Source organism: Pseudomonas karstica (genome assembly GCF_009707515.1).
Lineage (GTDB): Bacteria > Pseudomonadota > Gammaproteobacteria > Pseudomonadales > Pseudomonadaceae > Aquipseudomonas > Aquipseudomonas karstica.
This window is the reverse complement of sequence record NZ_WLYI01000052.1, coordinates 1-25143: the sequence shown is the minus strand read 5'-3', so window position 1 is coordinate 25143 and position 25143 is coordinate 1. Positions and strand designations below refer to the sequence as shown.

The window sequence follows — 25143 nt, the reverse complement described above, 5'->3', positions numbered from 1 at the left end:
ACTCACCGCTGCGCCCGTATCCGCCACCATGGCGCGCAGCATCCGCTGCAAGTAACCAAGGTAGCGTTCGATGGTCGTCGGGTCGAACAATGCCGTGGCATATTCCAGGCCACCGCAAATAACCCCATCCACCTCCCCCAGGTTCAGCGACAAATCATACTTAGCCGTGCGCCCGTAGGCCCCAACGGCTTCAATCCCCAGGCCATCCAGCGCCAGGCTCTGCACATCGGCGTTATGCCAGGACAACATGACCTGGAACAGAGGGCTGTGGGACAGACTGCGCAGCGGTTTGACTCGCTCCACGACTTGCTCGAACGGCAAGTCCTGATGGGCCTGCGCACCGAGTGTTTGCGCCTTCACCCGTTGCAGCAGCGCTTCAATGCTCAGCTCGCCCGACAGATCCACCGGCAAGGCCAGGGTGTTGACGAAGAAACCGATCAGCCCTTCGACCTCGGCACGCATGCGGTTGGCCACTGGTGAGCCGATCACGACCGTGTCCTGCCCTGAAAGACGCCCGAGCACCGCGGCCCAGCCGGCCAGTACCGTCATGTACAACGTGGTGCCGTGGCGCTGGCTCAGCGCTTTGAGGTCTGCCGTCAGTGCGCGGTCAAACTCGATGCCCAGGGTTGCCCCGCAATAGTCCTGTTGTGCCGGTCGCACACGGTCGGTCGGCAATGTCAGCAAGGGAGGTACGTCCGCCAACACGTCTTGCCAGTAAGCATTTTGCTCACTCAACACATCGCCGGCCAACCAACGACGTTGCCAGACGGCATAGTCGGCATACTGGATAGACAGCGCTGGCAACGGGTCGGCCTGGTCATGCAGCGCGGCGTGATAGAGCGCTCCCAGCTCGCGAGTCAATACGCTCATCGACCAGCCGTCCGACACGATGTGGTGCATCGTCACCAGCAAAATATGTTCGTCATCATTCAACCGCAGCAACCGCCCGCGAATCAACGGGCCGTGTTCAAGATCGAACGCCGCGCCAGCCTCATCTGCCGCCAGCCCAAGCATTTCGCCTTCAGCGTCAGCGCTGTGCGTCAAGTCGTGCATCGCCAGGACAAAACCGCTATCGGCGGCTATGCATTGCACGGCTTCGCCATCAACATTGTTGAAGCGTGTGCGCAACGCCTCGTGGCGCGCCACGATACGATCCAGCGCCGACTGCAAGGCGCTTGGCACCAGCGGGCCTTTTAGGCGTAGACCACCTGAAATGTGATACGCCGCACTGTTACTGTCCATCTGTGCCAGGAACCACAAGCGCTGCTGTGCGTACGACAAGGGCAGCGCCCCGTCGCGTGGCACAGGCACGATGGGCGGCAAGGTACTGCTCGCAGCCTGCATGACCAATGCTGCCAGCGCCTGGAGTTGCGGGTTGGCAAACAGTTCTGCCAGGCCAAGCTCCACGCCCAGCCGCTGGCGAACCTGAGCCGTCAGGCGCACCGCCAGTAGCGAGTGGCCGCCCAGTTCAAAGAAATGATCATGCCGGCTGACCGTTTCCACGCCGAGCAACTGCTGCCAGATGTCAGCAAGCACCTGCTCCGTCTCACCCTGCGGGGCTTCATGGCCACGGCTTGAATAGGCCTCGGCGTCTGGCACGGGTAATGCCCGGCGGTCGAGCTTGCCGTTGGGGGTCAGGGGTAATGCTTCGAGACGCACGTAGGCCGAAGGCACCATGTACTCCGGCAACTGCAACTGCAATTGCGTGCGCAGATGATCGGCGGTCAGTGCTTGATCCTCACTGTCGCGCCCAGTGAAATAGGCCACCAAGCGTTTGTCGCCGGCAGTGTCTTGCACAGCGATGACCACCGTTTCAACCACCCCAGGGCAGGCGCCGAGCCTGGCTTCGATCTCGCCCAGTTCGATGCGAAAGCCACGGATCTTGAGCTGGCCGTCGTTGCGTCCCAGGTATTCGATATTACCGTCCGGCAAATAGCGTCCCAGATCCCCGGTGCGGTACATCCTGGCGTTGTCGACAGGGCTGAACGGGTCATTCACGAAGCGTTCGGCCGTGAGCGCAACGCGGTTGAAATAGCCCCGTGCAACCCCGGCACCGCCAATATAAAGTTCACCCGCCACACCGACCGGAACCGGATGGTGCTGCGTATCCAGCAGGTAGACCTGGGTATTGGCCACCGGTTTACCGATATGCAACACGGTCTGCGCGGCGTCGATCCGGCCGGAGGTGGCAACCACGGTGGTTTCCGTAGGGCCATAGTTGTTGATCAGGGAAAAATGCGGGTCGACCGGCAGCTTGCGCAAACGGTCACCACCGATCAGCAGCGCGCGCAACTGAGTGTGACCCTGCTCGCGACCAAAGGCGTACTCGGCTATCGGCGTCGGCAGGAAGCTGACGTCCAGCGCCTGGGCTTGCCACCACGTCAGCAGGGCTTCGACATCCTCGCTACCGGCGTGTGCCGGTGGCAGCAGCAGCGTCGCGCCGCAGCAAAGGGCCGGCCACACTTCCCAGGCTGCCGCATCGAAACCGAAACCGGCCACGCTCGACGTGCGACTACCGTGACTGAGCTCGAAGCTTTCACAATGCCAATTCACCAGGTTGTCGAGGTTGCGATGCTCGACCATCACCCCTTTCGGTTCACCCGTGGAGCCCGAGGTATAGATGATGTAGGCCAGACACTCCGGCTTCAGCGCCGCGAGCACCGGGTTTGCGTCACCAGCCGTCGTCTCGGCCTGATCAGCGTCAAGCAGCAGCACCGGCACGTTCAGGCTCGGCAAGCGCTCCTGTAGCGCCCGCTCGGTCAGCAACACCACTGGCGCACTGTCCTTGAGCAAATACGCCAGGCGATCCGTCGGGTAGGACGGATCCATCGGCACATAACAGGCACCGGCTTTCAGGATCGCGACCAGCCCGACCATTCGCTCAATACTGCGATGGGCACAAATAGCCACGCGATCTTCAACCCGCACACCCGATGCCAGCAAGCGCTGTGCCCACTGGTTTGCCTGCCGGTTCAGTTCGCCGTAGGTCAGGCTTTGCTCACCATAAACCAACGCCAGCGTCTCGGGATGCAGAGCAGCTTGGGCTTCGAATCGTTGATGGATTGTCAAGTGCGCCGGGTAATCGCGCTGGGTATTATTGAACGCCACCAACAACTGCCGACGCTCGGCGCCGGGCAGGATTTCCAGGTTGTGCAGCGCAGTGTCGGGAGCCAGCTCCAAGGCATCGACAAGGCTCTGCAACGCGGTGCTCATGTAATCGCCAATCCGCTGTGCGCCAATGCTTGCAAAGGTCTGCACGCTGAGCAGGAAGCCTTCGCCCTGATCGTCGACCGATAACGTGCAGGGGTAGTTGGTCCGCTCGCGGACGTCAGTGACCTCGACCCCGGCCCACAAATCGTTGCCGGTTTCAGACGTTGAGGGGCTGTGACGGTAGTTCAACAGCGCACTGAACAACGGCAGTGCACTGGCCACCTGGCTGCAGCGTTGCGCCAGTGTCAGGGGTGCGTGCTCATGGGCGAGCAGTGCCGTCAGCCGCGCATGGGTCTGTTCGACACCCGTGCGCACACTTGCAGCACCGACCTCCACCCGTAGCGGCAGGGTATTGATGAACATACCCAGGGCACGATCCGCCCCCTCGCCGCTTTGCAGGCGGCCCAGCAACACCGTGCCGAAGACCACATCGTCTCGACCGGACAAACGCCCAAGCACCCGCGCCCACGCCAAGTGATGCAGGCTCGCGGCGCTCACGCCCAGTTGACGTGCTTGCACTCGCAAGCGCCGGCTCAGCGTCGCATCGAGGTTGAGTTTGACCTCCTCGATGCCTTGGCCATCGCCCTGTACTTCCTGCAGGCCGAATGGCAGCGTCGGCTCGTCCACATCGCCGAGCAGGTCACGAAAGAACGCTTCATGTTGTTCGCGGCTCACGCCCAGCAGGGCCTGTGCCACATAGTTGCGATAGGGCATGGCGGCGCTCAGGCGATCGGATTCGCCGCTCAGGAACGCCAGCATTTCGTCCTGCATCACGTCCAGCGCCGTATGGTCCAGGGCAATGTGGTGAAACAGCAGGATCGCGACCCAGCGCTGTTGACTCGCATCCCAGGCACACGCCAGGTGCATCAATGGCGCCTTGCTCAGATCCAGGCGACTGTGAGCCGGGTCGAAACGCTTCGCCAATTGTGCGCCTACGTCACCCTGCGCCGGGTCCGGTTCGACTTCTTCGAACACCAATTGCGCCTTGCGCAACACCACTTGCACCGGTTCATCAAGCCCGTCCCGGAGCACGGCAGTGCGCAGGATATCGTGGCGATCGATCACCGCCTGCAACGCCTGCACAAACCCGTCGAGTTCGGCGCGATTGGCCATGACAAACGAAGCTTGCAGCAGGTACGGGTCACCGTGTTCCGCCGCAATATGGTGGTAAAGAATGCCTTCTTGCAGCGGCGCCAGCGGGTAGATGTCTTGGATGTTGCGTACACCCCCCGGCACCTGGCTCACAATCAGATCGATAGCGTCCTGGCTCAGCTTCAGCAGTGTCAACATTGACGGGGTGATCTGTTCACAACCGTCGAGGATACCGTTCGCCGGTACCACAACGCTTGCGACACCTCCGACAGCCGCGGCAAGCGCCGCCAGGGTCGGCTGCCCGAACAAGACGCGTACATCGGCACTCAGGCCGGCCTGGCGCATACGCTCGATGAGTTTCACCGCTAACAGCGAATGCCCGCCCAGTTCGAAGAAATGGTCGTGTCGCCCTACCCGTTCCACGCCGAGCACATCGACCCACAACTGGGCCAGCGTGGTTTCTATTTCGCCCCGTGGCGCTTGGTATTCACTGCTGGCGAAAGCCTGCGCGTCGGGCGCAGGCAAGCTGCGGCGGTCGAGTTTGCCGTTGGGAGACAGCGGCATTTTTTCCAGTCGTACATAAGCTGCTGGAATCATGTAGTCCGGCAACAGTGCCTGCAGATGCGCACGCAGCACGTCCGCGTCCGGCACTTCGCCCGTCACCGGGGCAGTGCAGTACGCCACCAGGCGCTTATCACCGGGGCTGTCCTCTCGGGCAACGACCACCGCTTCCTTGACCCCGGCATGCTGGCAAAGCCGGGCTTCGATTTCGCCCAACTCGACCCGAAAGCCGCGAATCTTGATCTGATCGTCGTTGCGGCCCAGGTACTCGATACAGCCGTCAGCCTGGTAGCGGCCCAGGTCGCCCGTTTTGTAAAGACGCGCCTGGGAATGGCCGGCGAACGGGTCGCGGATAAAACGTTCGGCGGTCAAATCCGCACGGTTCAGGTAGCCACGTGCGACGCAGGCGCCGCCGATATGGATCTCGCCGGCAACACCTACCGGCACAGGCTGAAAATGTTCGTCGAGCAAGTAAATACGTGTATTAGCTACCGGATAGCCAATGGCCGGCAGGGTCGGCCAGTTTGTGACTGCCTCCGGCAGCGTCAGCGCCGTAGTCACGTGGGATTCAGTCGGCCCATAGTGGTTGTGCAGGCGACAGCCCGGCAGACGTTCAAAGAAGGCGCGTATCTGTGGGGTGATCCGCAGTTGCTCGCCAGCGGTGATGACATCACGCAGGACGCAAGCCAGTTGCTCCGTTTCACCGTCACTGGTGACCGCTTCGGCCAGCGCCTGCAACGCGATAAACGGCAGGTAGAGGCGCTCGATACGCTGGGCACGGATATGCTGGAACAGTTGGTGGAAATTCAGCCGGGTGTCGGCATGGATAAGCGAAAGTTCGGCACCGGCACACAGGGTGCTGAACACCTCCTGGAAGGCCACGTCGAAACCGAGTGCGGCGAACTGCAAGGTGCGCGCAGGCGCCCGGCCTTGATCCTGGGCCTGCGTCACTTGCCACTGCATCAGATTGACCAACGGCCCGTGGGCCATGGCCACACCCTTGGGCTGCCCGGTCGAGCCCGAGGTGTAGATGACATACGCCAGATTGTCCTGGCTCAAGCCGTTCGCGGCCAAGTCGGGGTTGGTCACGGGTTGGTGGCTGATACCGGACGCTTCTCGAGCGTCGCCGTCCAGCAACAGCAATGGCACCGTCAGTTCAGGGAAGCGCGGATGCAAGCTGCGTTGGGTCAGCAGTGCCTTGGGCGCGCTGTCTTCCAGCATGTAGGTCAGTCGCTCGGCCGGATACGCCGGATCCAGCGGCACATAACCGGCACCGGCCTTGAGGATACCGATCAGCCCCGCCACCATTTCCAGGCTACGTTCCACACAAATGGCCACGCGGTCGTCGGCACGGATGCCCTGGGCAAGCAGACGATGGGCCACCTGATTGGCGAGCCGGTTCAACTCGCCGTACGTCAGGCGCTGGCTCTCATAGGTCACCGCAACAGCATCAGGCTGTGCCTCGGCATGCGCCTCGAACAGCTGATGAATCAGTAGCCCTGACGGATACACCGCATCAAAGGCATTGAAGTCTTCCAGTAATTGCCGACGCTCGCTGTCCGGCACAAACGCCAGGCTGGACAGTGGCGTATTCACATCACGGTCGAGAGCATCAGCCAGCGCTTCCAGCACAGTGTGCAGGTAACCGCAGACACGTTGCGCGCCGATTCCAGCCACCGCCTGTACGGTCAGCCCGAACGATTCACCGAGGTCGTCCACGGATAATGACAGTGGATAATTGGTCCGCTCTTCGCCGCCCAGAATCTCCACGCCGGCCCAACGCCGCACCGTGTCGGCATCTTTCAACGCCTGCGCGCCGACAGCAGCCTGGCGGTAATTCATCAAGGCGCTGAACAACGGCGTCGGCGCGGCGACACCGCTGCAACGCTGCGCCAGCGACAACGGTGCATGCTCGTGGCCCATCAGCGCGGCCAGGCGTCCATGAGTCACCTTCAGAGCCGCCAATACGCCCTGATTGCCCGCATCCACGCGCAGTGGCAGCGTATTGACGAACATCCCGAGGGCATGACCATCGGACTGTCCACCCTGCATACGGCCCATCAGCACGGTGCCAAATACCACGTCCTGGCGACCGGATAAATGCCCCACCACCTGGCCCCAGGCCAAATGGTGCAGGCTGGCGGTGCTCACGCCCAGGCGGCGAGCCTGTGCGCGCAAGCGTTGGCCCAGTTCAGCCTCCAGCGGCAGCAACGCCTGCTCGATACCGCTGCCATCACCTTGTACATCCAGTAGACCGAAGGGCAACGTCGGCTCGTCGACGTCTCCAAGCATCTCGCTGAAGAACGCTTCATGCTGCTCGCGACTGACGCCCAACCTGACCTGCGCTACATAGTTGCGATACGGCACTGATACGGGTAGCTGGGCCGAACGGCCCGCGATATGCGCCTCGATTTCCTTGCCCAGGAAGCCCAAGGACGTCGCATCGTCGATCAAATGGTGGAACAGAAATACCGCAACCCAACCGCCGCCGACCAGGTCTTCGGCGAAGTGCAGACGCATCATCGGCGCCTGTCGCAGATCAAAGCGAATGTGCCGAGGATCGAAGCAAGCGGTCATTTGATCGGCAATGTCACCCTTGGCCGGGTCGGGCACGAACGCCTCGACCACCATTCGGGCCTCGCGCCAGACAACCTGCACCGGTTCGTCCAGCCCTTCCCAGACCACTGACGTGCGCAGAATGTCGTGGCGTTTGATCACCGTTTGCATGGCCTGGACAAAAACGTCCAACTGCTCGCGACTGGCCATGCGCAGCGTGGCTTGTAGCAGGTAGGGATCACCTTCCTCGGTGGACAGGTGGTGATACAAAATGCCTTCCTGCAACGGCACCAGCCCATAAATATCCTGCACATTGGCCACGCCGCCAGGCACCGTGGCAACCACGCGATCAATTTCATCCTGGGTCAGCGTTGCCAGGGGCAGCATCTGCGGAGTAATTCGCTCAGCGTTAAAAGCAATGCCGTTGGCCGGTACGACCAGGCCCTTGCTTGCAACCGCTGCAGCGGCCAGCGTCGCCAGGGTTGGCTGGCCAAACAGGACGCGCACATCGGCATCAAGGTTGACCTCGCGCATGCGCTCGATCAGCTTCACCGCCAGTAATGAATGACCGCCCAGCTCGAAGAATTGATCGTGCCGTCCCACCTGCTCGACGCCGAGCAATTCGGCCCACAGACCGGCCAATGTGATTTCCACGTGCCCCATCGGAGCTTCGTATTCGCCTCGGGCATAAGCCTCGGAATCCGGCGCCGGAAGCGCCTTGCGGTCGAGTTTGCCGTTGGTGGTCAGTGGGAACACTTCAAGGATCACGAACGCGCTCGGCACCATGTACTCCGCCAGCGAGTCAAGCAACTGCGTACGTAACTGCGCGGCCGACAGTGGCACGCCTGCATCGGCGATCACATAGGCAACCAGGCGTTTGTCGCCCGGTTCATCCTGCCGTACGATCACCACCCCTTCAGCCACACCGTTGCACGCAGTGAGTTTCGCCTCGATTTCGCCCAGTTCGATGCGAAAACCACGAATTTTCACCTGTTCGTCATTGCGACCCAGGTATTCCAGTTCACCGTCGGCCCTCCAGCAAGCCAAGTCGCCCGTGCGGTACATGCGTGCCTGCGACGTTGCATCGAACGGGTCCGCCAGGAAGCGTGTTTCGTTCAGGTCCGGGCGGTTCAGGTAACCCCGCGCAACCCCCGCGCCACCGACGTACAACTCGCCCTCCACACCCACCGGAACCGGTTGACCGTACTGGTCGAGCAGGTACAGGCGCAGATCTGCGATCCGCTTGCCGATCGGGCTTGCGCCGACCTGTTCGGCATCCGCCGCGCACAGTGCACGGTAGGTCACGTGCACGGTGGTTTCGGTGATGCCGTACATGTTGACCAGTTGCGCCTGGGCATTGACCTGCCGGGCATACCAGGGTTTAAGGATACTGGTGTCCAGCGCTTCGCCGCCGAAAATCACCTGCCGCAAGCTGTGGCGCTGCTGGCTTTCGCCCTGAGCCGCAATCAACTGACGAAAGGCACTCGGCGTCTGGTTCAGCACCGTAACGCCGGTCTCACACAACAGCGCATAACAAGCCGCTGGCGTACGGCTGATCAGCTGCGGCACCACCAGGAGACGGCCACCGTGAATCAACGCACCCCAGATTTCCCAGACCGAAAAATCGAAGGCGAAGGAATGGAACAAAGCCCAGGTGTCTTGCGAGCCGAAATCAAATGAGGACTGCGTCGCGGAAAAAAGCCGCGCAACGTTGCGGTGCTCGACCATTACACCCTTAGGCTGGCCGGTCGAACCGGAGGTGTAAATCACGTATGCCAAGTGGTTGGAGTTCAAGCCCGACAACTCGGGATTGTGCTGTGGTTGCGCGGCAATCCCCGTAGCTTCGGGATGGTCGAGCAGTACCACCGGAACCGTGTGTGCAGCTGCGTCCAGCGCCAGGCTGGCTTGAGTCAGCAACGCAACCGGCGCGCTGTCATCAAGCATGAAGGCCAGGCGCTCTGGCGGATAAGCCGGGTCAAGCGGTACGTAGCCAGCACCGGATTTCAGGATGCCGAGCAGGCCGACGATCATGTCGAGACCTCGCTCGACGCAAATCGCTACCCGGTCATCCGGGCGAATGCCCAACGACAACAGGTGATGGGCAACTTGGTTCGCCCGAGCATTGAGTTCGCCGTAGGTCAGTGTCAGCGCTTCAAACACCACCGCTACCGCGTCAGGTTGCGCAACCACTTGCGCTTCAAACAGGCCATGGATCGTGCACGACTGCTCATATGACGCAGCGGGTGCGTTCCATTCCTGCAGCCGCAGGGCTTCCGACGGCGTAGGCAGCAGAAAACGCTGAATCGGCAAGCTATCGTCAACCAGCCCCTGCTCCAGCACATGCAGGAAGCGCTCGGCCAGTGGCTCGACTTCACCGGGCTGGAAATAAGCTTCGTTGTAAATGCAGTGCAGCCAACCGCAATCGTCGTTCGGGTTGCTGCGCAGATAAATCGCCAGGGGGACCTGCTCATGATTGTTCGAGCACTTCATCAACTGGACCGGTGCATCCGCGAACTGGTACTGCTGATTGGCCTCTTCATAGGAGAACGACACGTCGAACAATTGCGCACGGCCGTCGCGTCGCAGCGCCAGCGAACGGTTGATATCGCTTATGGGAAAACGCTGGCTGCGATAGTCCTGCTTGAGCGAGCGCGTCACCTCGCGGATCAGCTCGCCGAAAGATAAATCGGCCCCAAATCGCAGTCGCACTGCACTCACTTGGGTGAACAATCCCAGGGTTTTCTTGAACGTTGCGTTGGAGCGATTGAGGATCGGCAGGCCAATCACCAACTCTTCGCGCTGGCTGGTGCGGGTGAAATAGATATATAGCGCGGCCAACAGCACCGGGAACCGCGACGATTGATGCTGGCGCGCCAGTGCGTCGATACGCTCGTTCAACGTATTGGCGACAGGCCAAAGGGCATGCTGGCTGGGCGCTAGTTGCTTGGGGTACTGGTCACGGTAGCGTGCAACAAACAAAGGATCAGGAATATCCTGATACTTGTCCAGCCAATACTGCTGATCCCGCAGGAAGCGCGTGGAGTGCTGGTAGTGAGCATCATCGTCGATGAACGCCGTGTATGACGGCGCCGATACATCCGGTGGCAGGTTGTTTTTCAGCCCGCTGTAGATATCACCCATGGACTCGATCATCACGCCGATGCCCCATCCATCGATAATGATGTGGTGAATGTGGGCAACGAAATAAAACGACGCCGGGCTGAGCTTGATCAGGTAGAAGCGAAACAACGGCTCCCCATACAATTGAAACGCGATCTCCATGCGTTGCTGCATCCAGGCCTGCGCTGAAGCCTGAGGATCTGGATGATCGGAGAAGTCCTGCACCGGCACCGGCTCCACCAGCGCCGGCATTAGCGTCTGCATCGGCTGCCCCGCTTCGCCGGTGCCTGGAATCAGTACCGTGCGCAGCGCGTCATGCTTTTGAATCAACAGGACCATCGTCTGCTGGAAGAGCTCGGGGTCGACCACGCCTTTGATTTCGATGTGGCCACCGATGGTGTACAGCGGTGAGTTGCCCTGTGTTACCTGGTCCAGCCATATATCCCGCTGGGCTGACGTCAGGGGGTAGGTGTCTGTGAGCTGCAGCAACTGGTTCATACGCTTTGCTCCAAGGTACGCACAGCACATGACACAGGACCGCTACACGCTATTGCGCCCCGGGATTTTTTTTTAAGAGAAAGGCTGGGCAGAAAAAAACCTGTTGCGACCATGTCGCCCACAGCACGAGCAGAGAAAAATTTCATAATTTCATTCTCAAAAAGATGTCAGTACTGCCCGGGACGCAAGAAACAGGCACGCTTGGAGTGGGTGTCGTCCGATAAATCAGCGAATTGCACCTGCACGACTTCGCCGTCCGGAACGAGCGAACTCGGCCAGACGGGTTGAAGGCGTGATATCAGGCGTCGTTCAGGTGTCCACAGACGTTGGGTGGCGTGGTCGCCAGCCTTTCAACGATGTCCGGGAAACGTGAGTTCATGCTCGCTTATCGCGAATGGTGCAGTTGATATCCGAGACGACGAGTCCATCTACCAACTTGATAATCCGGTCGGCCAATTGGAAGTATTGGTCGTCGTGGGTAATGATCAGCACCGTCTTGCCGCGCCGCTTGAGATCGGGCAATAACTCTTCGTAGAAGAATTTCTTGAACGGCGGATCCTGGTCGGCAGCCCACTCGTCGAGCACATACACCGGTCGGTCTTCCATGTACGCACAGACCAGCGCCAGGCGTTTCTGCTGGCCGTAAGACAGCGCCTTCATGGTCGAATAACCGGCCCCCTCGATCTTGATTTTGTCGGCCAGGCCGAGAGTCTCGAGGTACTTCTGGGCCAGCGCGGGGCTGCCTTCCTCTTCGTTGGGACCGATAAGGCGATTGAACAGATGGAAGTCAGAGAACACCGCCGAAAACAGATCGCGGTAGTCGCTTCGGCTGTCTTCGGTAATCGTCGTGCCGTCGAGCAGCACCTCGCCACTCTGAGGGATGTAGAGCCCGCAGATGACTTTGGCCAGGGTACTTTTCCCGCAGCCGTTGCCACCCACGATATAGATCAGCTCCCCGGCTTGAACACTCAGGTCAATCGGCCCCAGCGAGAAACCGGCTCCGGCATGCTTATCCTGATAATGCAGGCGCACGTCTTTCAACTCGATACTGTCCCAGGACTTCTTGTGTTCGAGCAGATGCACCTTCGGAACTTCAACTTCAGTCGGTTCCAGGTGTGGGTCATTAATCAAGAAACCGAATTCCGCCAGCCGACTGCATGCAATGCGGCCCGCCGCCAGGACCGGCATTGCTCCCACCAACAGTGACAACGGCCCCATGATGTACAGCACCGCCAGCACACTGGCTGACATGACTTTCGGGTCGAGCGTACTGACCATTGGGGCGGCAAACAACAGGCAGCCAACCAACAACGACAGCGTGAACTGCCCGACGTTATCGGCAGCGGTGTACCACAGGCGCTCAACAAAGTTGAAGCGTGCCACCCGCGTCGAAGACGCCTGAATGGCTGAGCGACCGAACCAGCGGCGCCGGATGCCGTTGAGCTTCAGCTCCTTCAAACCGAACACCAGGGCATGGGTGTATTCGTTGAACGAGGTGAATTCCTCCCGCACCCGGGTGGTGTAACGCACGCCGCTGACAAAGAAGAACAGGTAAAGCATCACCCCCAGAATCATCAATGAGAGGGTCAAGGCCAAGACCACCCATGACAAGTAAGCCAGGTAGGCAATACCGAACAGAAACACCGTCGCCTCGACCAGCACGGTAGGCATGACTACGAGCGTGGTGTTCAGTTGCGGGATGTCATTGGTCAGCATGGTCAGCACATTCGGCGGGCCACGCCGGTCGACTTCTTCCAGGGGGGTGGCAAGAATCTTGCGGCACAGCGCGATGCGCAACCGCGTCATGATCCGCATGCTGGCATAGGCCGGAAACAGTGCAGCGCCATTGCGGAAAATCAGCGCCACGGCACTCAGGCCGATAAACCAGTACAGAGAATCAGTGCGCGAGCCTTCATTGTGGATTGCCTGGTTGATCACATTGACTACCGCGATCGATGCGACACCACTGATGATGCCGGTTATCAACGTGAGGATTGTCAGCCAAGGGTGACTGCTCCACAGCAGGCGCATGACCGAACCCGGCTTGGGCGCCTTCTCTTTCTTGCCTTTCATTAATAGCTATCCTCAAATGGGCTCGCGACAAGGCACTGCCGGTTGCGATTTCGCCGGCTGATAGCCTTGTTCAGGCTGTATTGCCACAGGATCGAACCAAGCCCCAAGTGTACGGATCGATACCGGTTCCGCTGTCCCGGATTGCCGGTACAAAACTTCAAACCGCACCAATCGGCGTAGTCATTCGGGCTGCCACACATCGCCCCGGGCTGTCATCTCTCCCATGGCGACAACAATCAGGCGCGGCTCTTCGTAGGGATCACGTGCGTGCGCGACCAGCATGTTGTCGAGCATCGCCACGTCACCTTTACGCCAGGTAAACCGCACGGCGCAGTCCTCATAGGCCTGGCCCACCAGCGCCATGATCTCGTCCTCGATGGGCGTGCCGTCACCGTAGCTGACCAGGCGCGGCAAGCGATCAGCACCGAACATATCGAGCAGGTCTTCGCGCATTTCCTCGCCAAGGCAGAACGGGTGATGCAGCTGCAACTGATTGAAGAACGCCCGCTCCCCGGTAAGCGGATGACGAATCACCGCCGGGCAGCGCGTGCGCACTTGCAGGGTTTGGTGGTCGAGCCACTCAAAGTCGGTACCCTGCTCCCGGCAACGCTGTTCGACAGCAGCTCGGTCGGTGCTACCGAAGAACGATTCCCAGCTCGGCTCGACCCCGGCGGTGAAGGTGCGGCTGTACATCAGGCCCTGCTGCTCGAAACGCGCCACCACTGCTTCGGGCAAGCGCGCCAGCACCTGCCGAATGTCCGCCAGCGGCGTCGCGCCACCGACCCGGGACGGCAGTTCGCAAAAGAACCATTGCTTGCGCGGCCAACTTTCCAGATGCGAGCTTTCGTTGTGATACAAAATCATTTCGCGCTCGGGGTAAGGTGTAGAACGATAGACGTTTTGCCCTCCCTCCTTCTTCGGCAGGTCACCGTAGCTGCCATGCAACCCGGGCGATAAAGCTTCGGCAAACGCCTCGAACTCCGACACTGCGCCAAGTTCAAAACCACGAAACAACACCGCACCGCGGTGACACAACAATGCCTCGATCGCTTCGCGATGGGTGGCTGCCCACAATGCCGGATCCAGGCCTGGCTCGATCGGCTCGATCACCACCGGCAAACTCAAGCCGGCGGCCAGCCATGACAATTTCACTGATTCATTGTGCCCAAGGCCCGGCCAGACCAGCGTATCCAGCACCCCATCATCAGTCATGGCGGGCGAAGCGTTAGTTAGAAGACTCATGAAAAACTCCTGAACTACAGATACCTACATCCGAGTTGTACGAGGCAAAACCAATGCGCTCCGCCGCCGCGATGAAATAAAACCACCAACACATAGCACTGTCTGTCACCGCAATCCGGGACAGGCCGCCACCACGCGACGCCTTGATCACGACGAAGGTTCCTTGTCCCCATTTCCCGCGACAGACGCCGATACGAAGTCGGTGCTGAAATGCGGCAACTGCGGATTATCCCGGTATTTCAAACGAACCCCGTGGGCCGCAGCAAAGTCTCGAGTGCAACGGTTTTCGCCAACGCGAAGATGCGCTGCGCCTGGCAATTAACAGGAGCGTTAGTCATGTCGATTAAGAACACTGGCGGATCGGTTGACACCGCGCCAGCCCCTCATACGCCCGGCGCTTTGCTGCATGAAATATTCAGCGCGCGGGCGTTGGAATTCCCCGAGCGAACAGCAGTGTCCGACGCCACCAGGACATTGAGCTATGCACAGCTCGATGCGGTATCGTCCAGGCTGGCAGCCCAGCTGCGTCACGAAGGGGTCAAGGACGGCATGCTGGTCGGAATCTGCCTGAAACGCAGTGTCGACCTGGTCATCAGCCTGCTGGGTATCCTCAAGGCCGGCGGCGCGTATGTGCCGATTGATCCGCAATACCCGGCAAAACGTCTTGAACACATAGTGCGCGACAGCGCTATCAGTCTAATGATCGGCGATCTCGATAATCTGCCGAGCACTCCGTCACTGCGGATACTGTCGCTTGCAGATCTGTTGTCCGCACCGGCACTGGACCTGAAAACCGATAGCAGCAACCGCGCACCCGAAGGCTCTCCAGCCTACGTTATCTACACATCCGGCTCTACCGGCGAACCCAAGGGCGTGCTGGTAGCACACGGCAACGTCAGCCGTCTGCTGGAAAGCACGCAGCGTGAGTACGCTTTTACCGAAAACGACGTCTGGTCGATGTTCCATTCCATCGGTTTTGATTTCTCGGTCTGGGAAATCTGGGGCGCGCTGGCTCATGGCGGCCAAGTGGCCGTGGTGCCTTACGACGTATCCCGTTCGCCAACTGCCCTGCACCAATGGCTGGCCGATCAGGGGATCACCGTGCTGAGCCAGACGCCGTCAGCTTTCCGTGGCCTGGATGATGCCGACCGTCAGGCCTGTACCCCCTTGGCGCTGCGCTATGTGGTGTTTGGTGGTGAAGCATTGCCAGCCACAGTGCTGCGGTCGTGGGTCGACCGTCATGGTGACCAGAAACCCGCGCTGATCAACATGTACGGCATTACCGAGGCAACGGTTCACACGACCTACAAACGCGTGCTGGGCCAGGACCTCGAAACCGCCGCAACCGTCTCGATTGGTAAGCCCCTGGATGGCTGGCGCCTGCATTTGCTCGACGCCCATCAGTTGCCAGTGCCCCAAGGTACCGCCGGCGAGTTGTACATCGAAGGTGCTGGCGTCACGCTGGGCTACCTGAACCGTCCGGCCCTGAATGCCGAGCGCTTTACCCTGTTGCCAGGTACCGCGATCCGCGCTTACCGCACTGGCGATCTACTGCTCCTGGGTGATGACGGTGAGTATCGCTACGCCGGCCGCTGCGATGAGCAATTGAAGATTCGCGGCTTCCGGATTGAACCAGGCGAGGTCGAAGCCTGCCTGCAAACCAGCCCGTCCGTGGCCGCTGCCCACGTGGCCGCCCACGATTACGGCGATGGTGACTGGCGACTGATCACCTATGTGGTGCCAACCCACGGCGTGGAAGCCTGGACCGAGCAGACTCGTAGCGACGTCGCTGCACTGATGACCGAGAGTTTGCCGGACTACATGCGCCCCTCGGACTACATCGCACTGGCGCAATTACCGGTCACAGCCCACGGCAAGATCGACAAAAACCTGTTGCCCTCACCCACTTCGGTACCTGCGACGGCCCAGCGCGCCAACGAGTCGGGCCTCACCGAGCAAGAACAGTTCGTGCTCAAGGTCTGGTCAGAAACCCTGGGGTTGAAAAACATCGGCGTGAACGATGACTTCTTCGATCACGGTGGCACCTCGCTGGCGCTGATCCGCTCGCTGAGCATGTTCAAGACCCACTATCAGATCAACCTTGATCCCGGTGTCCTGGCGGACGGCGCGACAGCAAAAGTCCTGGCCAACAGAATTCAACGCTCCCTCGTTCAAGTCCAATAAAAGGAAAGTCCTATGAGCAAACAATTCGCTTTGACGAAAGAACAACGTGCAGAGTTCGAGAAGAACGGTTTTATAGGCCCTTTCGACGCCTATTCGCCAGAAGAAATGAAGGAAACCTGGAAACGCACCCGCTTGCGCTTGCTTGATCGCAGTGCCGCTGCTTATCAAGACCTGGACGCCATTTCCGGCGCCACCAACATTGCCAACTATGACCGCCACCTGGACGATGACTTCCTCGCCAGCCATATCTGCCGCCCGCAAATCTGTGACCGAGTGGAAAGTATCCTGGGTCCGGACGTGCTGTGTTGGCGCACCGAGTTCTTCCCTAAATACCCCGGCGATGAAGGTACCGACTGGCACCAGGCCGACACCTTCGCCAATGCCTCTGGCAAGCCGCAAATCATCTGGCCGGAAAACGAAGAGTTCGGCGGCACCATTACTGTCTGGACCGCTTTCACCGACGCCAATATCGCGAACGGTTGCCTGCAGTTCATTCCCGGCACCCAGAACAGCATGAATTACGACGAAACCAAGCGCATGAGCTACTCCCCGGACACCAACAATTCGGTGGTCAAGGATGGCGTCAGACGCGGGTTCTTCGGCTACGACTATCGTCAGCTGCAAATCGACGAAAACTGGAAGCCTGACGAAGCTGCTGCCGTGCCAATGCAGATGAAGGCCGGCCAGTTCATCATTTTCTGGTCGACCCTGATGCATGCGTCCTATCCGCACAGCGGCGAATCCCAGGACATGCGCATGGGTTTCGCCTCGCGTTATGTGCCGTCGTTCGTGAAGGTGTACCCGGAATCCGACCATATCGAGGAATACGGTGGACGTATCAGCCTTGAAAAGTACGGTGCAGTTCAAGTGATCGGTGATACGACACCGGAATACAACCGCCTGGTGACCCACACCACTCGCGGTAAAAAGTTCGAAGCGGTCTGATTTTTCAGTGCCATACGACAGTTTGCATGCGTAACGTGCCCGACAGGAGTCCCCGAACCATGACTATTTCCACCGCCGCAGCGACGCGCCTGTGTGAGACGGTGAGGATGCTTCGGCACCTTGCCATTCAACTGCCCGACCCTATTTGCTTGAGTTTTCTCACCCAAGGGGATGACTGCTTAGCCGAGCAATCATCCCCCAGCGTGAGGGCCACGGAACGGGCAGTGAACACCGCTCTGGCGAGGATTGGTGTGCGGACGGTGCAATATCTGCACGGTGGTGAAGACCAACTGTCGTCCTTCGAAATTTTCATCAGCAAGAAAATCTGCGAGGCGCTCGATTTTTCTTACGACCGGTTCGACGACGTTGAAACCGTCAAGGAATTCGGGCGCCTGGTCAGACAATTTGATTTCAGTGGTGCCGTGCCGGATGTCGAGGCACTGCACCTGATTACCTGCGACAACGTCGCTCTGTCGGTGCGCGCCAGCGCCAACCGTCAGCGCCCGGCTATCGTCCTTGCATTGCCCTGCGGCATGCCGTTTGACCTCTGTCGCGACTGGTTCAATGCACTGAGTGAGCGGTTCTTCGTGGTCACTTGGGAAACCCGCGGGCTGTTCGGTTCGTGCACCACGTTCGACCAATTGTCGGTGGACACCGACGCCCAGGTAGGCGACCTGATCAACGTGATGAACCATTACGAACTGCCGGACGCACACCTGATGGGCATCTGTGGTGGCGCGGTGATTGCCCTCAGCGCGGCTGCCGCCCACAGCAGCCGGGTCAGCTCCCTGAGCCTGTGGCACGGCGACTACAACCTGGGTGACAACAACCTGCGCACCGCACACCAGCAGAACTTCGAATGGCTGATGGAAACGGCGGCGGTGGACCGCAACGAGGCTAGCGATCTACAAGCGCTGTTCCTGGATCAGGCCACGCTGGCCAGCATCCCGGAATCGATCGCACATGTGGCGCTGTACCCTTACGCCAACGAAGAACTGTTCTATCGCTACGCGCGGCTCAACGATGCACTGAACAAGACTGAGCTGCAGTCGCGCCTGGAACAGATCAACGTGCCCACACTGGTGGTCGCAGGCGACGCCGACGAGACTACCCATATCGGCGGTTCCCGACACATCGCCGGCGCCATCAGCGACTCGACGTTCCACATTGTACCCAACGGTAGCCACCTGGAATTCTTCGAGTCGATACAGCGCTCGAAACAGACCGCCTTCCGCTTCCTTGAGTCGAACTTCGAGCCGGCAACCATCTGACCGCCCCCCTCAGCCCTGGATGAACATCCGGGGCTGCCCGTTTTAAGCGCATCAATCAGCCAAAGCACAAAACCCTGTGGGAGCAAGCTTGCTCCCACAGGGTTTTGTGCTGTCAATGCTTTAGCTGTTTATCAAGCAATCATATGTTTTTCACGATGGAATTCGAGGTACAACACGGTTCGGTAATCCCGGGACGCATTGACCGCGAAGTGGTCGAGCGAGCCGTCGAAAATCACCAGGTTACCGTTGGTGCTCTGGTTGAAGCTGCCGTTGACGTTGAGGTAGGCATAGTTCTGGGTGAGCGGCGCATCGATGGTCAACTGCATGTGCAGCAGGCCTTCTTCCCAGGTACCGGTGTGGGAATGAGTACCGAGGAAAACGTTGGGCTCCATGCGCAGCAATGCACAGAGTTTGATCCCGGGGATCTTGCTTAGCAGCTCAATCGTGCCGGGCATGGCAGCCTGGGCGTATGGGATCGGGGTGTCGTAGGCGACCAGCCCGTATTGCGTCCACTCGGGCATGACGTCCATGTCGTCACCCCAACCCCAGATCCAGCCATACTCGCCACCAGCCGTCATGTGGGCGGCGACTTCATCGACGATCTCGGTGATCGACTTGCCCACGCGGTTGATGGTCAGGGTCGGAGCATCAAGGGAGAGAAATTCCTGGCGAATGACCTCCCAGTTATCGGCAAGGTTTTGTAGGTGTGGGAAGCGGCTGGGATCATAGAACGAGGGACGCATAAGTGCTCCTTTTCAATGGTTGTCAGCTCAGAGGGCAAGACAAGCACGGCCTTGCCACACTCGCGACGCGGAATACTGCAATAGAGTCTGCAAAGGTTGGCCCACCGGGCCTGGCGTGTCTGTCACGGGAATCCGGTACAATCGGCCGAGCGGGTATCACGAGGCGTCAACCTGTGGACTGTCGGTGGTTCGCAACGCGGCGGTCTGCGGCGGTTCTTCGTCCATTCGGCGCATCGGCCCGTAGGCCAGGACACTCAAGCACATCAGTGCAAAAAGCCCACCGGCCACCACAAACAGCATCCCCACACCACGTCCCGGGCCGACACCCAGCCAGCGACCAATCGACTCGGCATAAATGCCGCCGGGCACCAGGGCCGGCTGGAACCAGTGATCGACCAACACACCACCTCCGAATACCGCCAGGCTGGTGGTGGCAATGGTCAACATGCTGATCAGCGCAAACACACTGGCGCGGTTGCCGTCCGGGATCTTGCGCATCCACAGTGAACTCACGCTGGCGTCGGCGATACTCGCCGCCGTGATGGCGAAAAACGCCAGTGCGCAGTAAGCAAAAGCTTGCGAGACGAAGCCCATGGCGATAATGCAGATCGACAGCAGCAAATCGGCAACCGCCACCAGTGCCATCAACCGGCGCGGGTTGCCCATGGCGATCAGCAGCCCCGCACCGGACAACCCACCCAGGGCCGCCCACGTGTAGGCCATACCCAAGGTCTTGCTGCCCAGGGTAGAGAGCAGCAATGGGGTCATCATCAGTGTCGCCATCGACAACAGCGCGCTGCGGATCATGGTGTAGACCAACAGCCCGGCCATCAACTGTCCGCCGGCAAAGAACTTAAGGGCCGCGGCGATGTTGTTCAGCGCGCCCTGGATCACCGAGCCCTTGCCGACGCCGTCGTGACCACCCGGCATTAGCCGCACATGGGAAAACGCCTTGATCACCAGCAGGGTTCCGGAGCAAAAAGTGATCATGTCCACGACCAGAATCGTCACCAGCCCGGCCTGGGCCATGATTACGCCGGCCAACAGCGGCGCCACCAGCGCCGAAGCATTCTTGCTGATACTCATCAGGCCCGAGGCCCGGGTGAATTTTTCCCGGGCGACTATCGAGTTGACCGCAGCCTGATACGCCGGTTTACGGAAGGCCCCGACAATCGACGCCAGGCAATTGAAGATATACAGGTGCAACGGTTCGAGACGGTCAAACCAGAGCAGCGCCATGACCACGAACAGCAGCAGCGCCAGGCTCACATCGCAACAGACAATAATCACCCGGTGACTGATTCGGTCCGCCAGCCCGCCTGCCAGCGGCAGAAACAAAATCGCCGGCAACGTTGCCGCCAGTACCACGTTGGCAAATGCCACGGCCGAACCCGTGTGGTTATACACCCAGACGCCGAGGGCGAACTCCATCAGCGCCGTCCCCATGACCGCCAAGGACTCGCCACACCAGAGAAAATAGAAACTTCGCCCCAGGTCGAATGATTGCTTGCTGCCCTTGGCGCTCATCGACGCGCATCGCCAGGCGCGCCGAAACTGATCAAGTTGCGCAGAAGTCGATAGGCCATGGAGTATGCCACCGCGCCCAACACCAACGGCGCATAACGGGAGTACAGATAGGTGCGCAGTACGCGCCGGGCAATTGGCGAACGGATATCGCCGCTGACATGCAAGGGTGTCGGGAACGTCGCTGCAACTGTCACGCCGAATTCATCGTCCATCGATTGCACCGCATGCCACCAGTAAACCGGGATGTACAGCGCATCGCCCGGCTCGACTACCGTGCGCATTGCGTGCAAACCCTGGGTGCCAGGAAAGCGCTGGGTGTCGATGTCATACAGGTAACCCGCCTCTTCGATCACCGGCTGCAACGCCCGCCAACTGGTCTCGTCCGGCGGCAGCAGCAGGACTTCCTTGGCGCCGACCACCTGGGCCATGAAGGTTTCATCGGTGACATGGAAATGCCAATCGGTGTAGGAGTTGCGATAAAGAAAGCTGCGATGCGGTGGATAGTGCCGCGACTTGGACAGCTGCGGCATGAAGGGCAAGCCACCGACGTCGTCCTTCATCGGCTCGATGGCCGAGCCTTCGGAAAATCGGCAGCTGTCGGCCACCAACGGCTCAGATCCATGGCTTAAACCGTCAAGAAATTCGTGGAACGGCATTTCCCGATAGACCGTGTTTGCATACTCGGTCAGCGCTGCCTTGACCTCGGGTTTCGACCAGCCGATGACCTCCGACACGATCTGCGAACGCACCACCACTGCAGTATTGCGCGAGTGCTCCTTGAGGTAGTCGAGTTGGTTCCACTTGTGGAAAGCCGGCCAGTGCTTCACGGCATTTTTGACCAGGCAGGGTTGGTTGCGATTGACGTACCGGCGGTCGAACTCCTCTCTGGAGATCGTCAACGCGTCAATCACTTCGACCGGGCCGGCCTGTGGGTGATTGGGGAAACGGGACAGGTTCCAGAACTTCGTGGCTGGGCGATCCAATTCGGTTATCGGTGGCATTTTCGACCCTCGCAAGAACACTCATGGCCATTGGTATAACAGACTCGCGCGACCCAGCCCAAGCGCCCCGAGGCCCCGTTCTTCGCTGTTGTCCCTGCTTCCCATGACAGACATAACGCAACGGATGTTCTAATTTTTTCTCACTTTGTGGAGGGATATCGGCGCAAGCGGATGTCAGGGCGGCCCATCGCCATGCCGCGATGCAAACCCTATCGACCTGATCACACCAGGCGCTCATTCGCCGGCCACGATGCCCTTCCCCACGAATTTTTCGTCCCGCCAACGCGCAGTCGCCCAGGCCTTCATGCACTGCTGCCCGTCGACCGGAGACGAACCTCATTTGACCAAGCAGGTGCTCCAAATGGATTCGTCGACCGATATGTTGCTTATGCAAGACTCCGAGTCCCACGAACTGGCCTCGGTTCAACAGGGCATCTGGCTTGACCAGATCGCGCACCCGGACCTGCCCTACTACAACATCGGCATGTCCCTGGAGATCAGGGGTGAGGTCAATATCGGGCTGTTCGAGAAAGCCATTGAACAGGTGGCCAACCATCACGACGCCCTGCGCTTGAGCTTCAGCCATGAAGGCGGAATTGGCCGTCAGCGAGTCCTGCCTCACGTCAAGGTGAAGCTCGAAGTGGTGGAGTTTTCCGAGGCTGACGACGATGCCGGGCTGGCCATGGCGTACCTGCGCGATGCATTCCGCCAGCCGTTCGAGTCGCTGACCGGGCAACTCTGGGAAGCACGCCTGGTGCGCTGTGGCCCGGCCCGCTATTATTGGCTCAACCGCTACCACCACCTGGTCACCGACGGTATCGGCGTGGCGTTGATCGGGCATGCCGTGGGCGCGGTCTATAACGCTTTGCTCGCGGGCAACGACGAGGTCGCCCCAGGGGAATCCTACCTGGCGTTCCTCAACGATGATCGAGCGTACTTGCAGTCTTCGCGCTATGAGCGCGACCGTCAGTTCTGGCAAGACACTTACGCGCAACTGCCGCCATCCCTGCTGCAACGTCGGGCCGATTTCAAAACCGGCCAGGCCAATGAATTGGCGCCCAGCGCCCAGGTTCAGGCGATGCTGCCCCGGGCGCTGTACAACGCCCTGACGCAGTTCGCCAGCGAGCGCAGCCTGTCGGTGGCCCACGTACTGATCAGTGTGGTCGGCACCTATTTCTGCCGCACCGTGGGGGTCGATGAAATTGTCATCGGCATGCCCGTTCACAACCGCACCACCGCTCGCGCAAAAACCACCGTGGGCATGTTTTCGTCGGTCAGCCCGATTCGCTTGCCGGTCGATCCCCAGGCTTCGCTGCTGGAGCTGATGCACACCGCGGGCGGCCAATTGCGCCGTTGCTACCGTCATCAACGCTTCCCTATCGCCGAACTCAATCGTACCTTGCGCCTGGCGCAAACCGGTCGGCGGCAACTGTTCGACGTGTCTCTGTCGTTCGAAAGCCTGGACGGCGACGACCAGTTTGGCGGCACCTCCTCTCGTGTCATCACCATGGACAACGGCTACGAACAGACGCCGATGGCGATCTTCGTACGCGACTACCATCCGTTTGAAGACGTGCACCTGGATTTCAACTTCAACACTGCCTACTTCAGCCTGGAAGAAGCCCGGCACCTGCAACAGCGCATCGTTTCGATGCTCGAAGCCGTGCTGGAAGGCTATGACACGCCGGTCGGGGACTTCCCGCTGATGAGCCCGGCCGAACAGCGCGCGCAAGTCGAGTTCAACGCCACCGCCCGCGAATATCCTCGGGACGTGTTGATCCACACGCTGTTCGAGCAGCAAGCCGAGCTGCACCCGCATGCCTGCGCGGTGCGCAGCGACGCCGGGCCGCTACTCAGTTACGCGCAACTCAATCGCCAAGCCAACCAGCTCGCCCACCGTTTGATCGAACTCGGTATAGAGCCGGATGCCCGGGTGGCGGTGTGCCTCAAGCGCGGCCCGGAAATGGTTGTCGCCTTGCTGGGGATCCTGAAGGCCGGTGGCGCCTATGTACCCATCGACCCGGACCTGCCGAGCGCGCGCCAGGCGTTCATGCTCAGCGACAGCGCCCCGCGCGCCGTGCTCAGTTGCCATGGGCTGCTGGACCAATTGCCGACGCTAAACGTGCCGCTGCTAGCGATTGATCGCGACGCCGAAGACCTCGCGCAGTTGGCTGCGCAACCCGAATACAATCCGGACCCGCTGTCCCTGGGACTGACGTCGAAACACCTGGCCTACGTGCTCTACACATCAGGCTCGACCGGCACCCCCAAAGGTGTGATGAATGAACACCTCGGGGTGGTCAACCGGTTGCTTTGGGCCCGAGACGAATACCGCGTCGATACCCACGACCGGATCTTGCAAAAAACCCCATTCGGTTTTGACGTGTCGGTCTGGGAGTTTTTCCTGCCGTTGCTGGCCGGGGCCGAACTCGTCATGGCACGCCCCGGCGGCCATCAGGAACCGGATTACCTCGCCAGCCTGATGCGTCGGGCGGGCGTCACGATGCTGCACTTCGTGCCATCGATGCTCGACCTGTTTCTGGAATACCGCGACACCGAAGGCTTCCCGGACCTGCGTCGGGTGCTGTGCAGCGGCGAAGCCCTGCCGCGCAGTTTGCAACGGCGTTTCGAGCAGCAAATGAGCGGCATCGAGTTGCACAACCTATACGGCCCCACCGAGGCCGCCATCGACGTAACGGCGTGGCAGTGCCTCCCGAATGACCCCGGCGAAAGCGTGCCCATCGGCAGGCCGATTGCCAATATCCAGATGCATGTGCTGGACAGTCGCGGCCAGCCGCAGCCGTTGGGCGTGGCCGGCGAACTGCATATCGGCGGCATCGGCGTGGCTCGTGGCTACTTGAACCAGCCTGAACTGACGGCTGAGCGCTTTGTTGCCGACGGTTTTTCCAGCGACCCCGAGGCCCGCCTGTACAAGACCGGCGACCTTGGCCGCTGGCTGGATAACGGTGCCCTGGAATACCTGGGCCGCAATGACTTCCAGGTGAAAATTCGCGGTTTGCGTATCGAAATCGGCGAAGTCGAAGCCGCCCTGGCGCTGTGTCCCGGGGTTCGCGAAGTGGTAGTGATTGCACGGGAAGACAACCCCGGGCAGTCGGACAG

Annotated in this window: 10 protein-coding genes; 4 read left to right on the top strand and 6 right to left on the bottom strand. The window is 60.2% G+C overall.

The features are described from left to right. From GIR22_RS24795 to GIR22_RS24785, 3 genes are all read right to left on the bottom strand, one after another. Window positions 1-11037: non-ribosomal peptide synthetase (locus GIR22_RS24795; protein WP_154745914.1), on the bottom strand; the 11037-nt coding region annotated here is incomplete at its 3' end. Between the two features lie 375 nt (window positions 11038-11412). Then, window positions 11413-13110, bottom strand: coding sequence for a cyclic peptide export ABC transporter (locus tag GIR22_RS24790; protein ID WP_154745913.1), 1698 nt, complete (start codon window positions 13108-13110; stop codon window positions 11413-11415). A gap of 180 nt (window positions 13111-13290) precedes the next feature. Beyond that, window positions 13291-14352, bottom strand: coding sequence for a TauD/TfdA family dioxygenase (locus tag GIR22_RS24785; RefSeq protein ID WP_154745912.1), 1062 nt, complete (start codon window positions 14350-14352; stop codon window positions 13291-13293). A 336-nt stretch (window positions 14353-14688) separates the two neighbouring features. Here GIR22_RS24785 and syrB1 point away from each other — a divergent pair, with 336 nt between their 5' ends. Genes syrB1 through GIR22_RS24770 form a run of 3 tightly spaced genes read left to right on the top strand, consistent with a single transcriptional unit; the run spans window position 14689 to window position 18752 of the window. After that, a complete protein-coding gene (syrB1, locus tag GIR22_RS24780) occupies window positions 14689-16536 on the top strand; it encodes a syringomycin E biosynthesis L-threonine--[L-threonyl-carrier protein] ligase SyrB1 (RefSeq protein ID WP_154745911.1) in 1848 nt (615 codons plus the stop codon). A 12-nt stretch (window positions 16537-16548) separates the two neighbouring features. Further along, a complete protein-coding gene (gene syrB2 / locus GIR22_RS24775; RefSeq protein ID WP_154745910.1) occupies window positions 16549-17481 on the top strand; it encodes a syringomycin E biosynthesis L-threonyl-[L-threonyl-carrier protein] 4-chlorinase SyrB2 in 933 nt (310 codons plus the stop codon). Window positions 17482-17540: 59 nt separating this feature from the next. Then, the gene (locus GIR22_RS24770; RefSeq protein WP_154745909.1) at window positions 17541-18752 is read left to right on the top strand and encodes an alpha/beta fold hydrolase; all 1212 of its coding nucleotides are present in this window, start codon (window positions 17541-17543) and stop codon (window positions 18750-18752) included. 131 nt (window positions 18753-18883) lie between these two features. On the opposite strand, the gene GIR22_RS24765 is transcribed toward GIR22_RS24770, so the two are convergent. The 3 genes from GIR22_RS24765 to GIR22_RS24755 all read right to left on the bottom strand — a co-directional run bounded on the left by GIR22_RS24765 (window position 18884) and on the right by GIR22_RS24755 (window position 22023). Continuing rightward, the gene (locus GIR22_RS24765) at window positions 18884-19495 is read right to left on the bottom strand and encodes an aspartyl/asparaginyl beta-hydroxylase domain-containing protein (RefSeq protein WP_154745908.1); all 612 of its coding nucleotides are present in this window, start codon (window positions 19493-19495) and stop codon (window positions 18884-18886) included. A gap of 156 nt (window positions 19496-19651) precedes the next feature. Continuing rightward, the gene (locus GIR22_RS24760; protein WP_154745907.1) at window positions 19652-21022 is read right to left on the bottom strand and encodes an MFS transporter; all 1371 of its coding nucleotides are present in this window, start codon (window positions 21020-21022) and stop codon (window positions 19652-19654) included. After that, entirely contained in the window at window positions 21019-22023 is a 1005-nt protein-coding gene (locus GIR22_RS24755; protein WP_154745906.1) for a cupin-like domain-containing protein, read from the bottom strand. Before GIR22_RS24755 ends, GIR22_RS24760 begins: the two co-directional genes overlap by 4 nt. A gap of 361 nt (window positions 22024-22384) precedes the next feature. On the opposite strand from GIR22_RS24755, the gene GIR22_RS24750 reads away from it, so the two are divergent. Continuing rightward, window positions 22385-25143 (top strand): non-ribosomal peptide synthetase (locus GIR22_RS24750; RefSeq protein ID WP_178122455.1); only part of this gene is annotated, 2759 nt, incomplete at its 3' end.

Excerpts from the sequence above, each read along its gene's own strand:
- syrB2 (WP_154745910.1), top strand. The coding sequence starts at position 16,549 with ATGAGCAAACAATTCGCTTTGACGAAAGAACAACGTGCAGAGTTCGAG.
- GIR22_RS24755 (WP_154745906.1), bottom strand. The coding sequence starts at position 22,023 with ATGCCACCGATAACCGAATTGGATCGCCCAGCCACGAAGTTCTGGAAC.
- GIR22_RS24760 (WP_154745907.1), bottom strand. The coding sequence starts at position 21,022 with ATGAGCGCCAAGGGCAGCAAGCAATCATTCGACCTGGGGCGAAGTTTC.
- GIR22_RS24785 (WP_154745912.1), bottom strand. The coding sequence starts at position 14,352 with ATGAGTCTTCTAACTAACGCTTCGCCCGCCATGACTGATGATGGGGTG.
- syrB1 (WP_154745911.1), top strand. The coding sequence starts at position 14,689 with ATGTCGATTAAGAACACTGGCGGATCGGTTGACACCGCGCCAGCCCCT.
- GIR22_RS24765 (WP_154745908.1), bottom strand. The coding sequence starts at position 19,495 with ATGCGTCCCTCGTTCTATGATCCCAGCCGCTTCCCACACCTACAAAAC.
- GIR22_RS24770 (WP_154745909.1), top strand. The coding sequence starts at position 17,541 with ATGACTATTTCCACCGCCGCAGCGACGCGCCTGTGTGAGACGGTGAGG.
- GIR22_RS24790 (WP_154745913.1), bottom strand. The coding sequence starts at position 13,110 with ATGAAAGGCAAGAAAGAGAAGGCGCCCAAGCCGGGTTCGGTCATGCGC.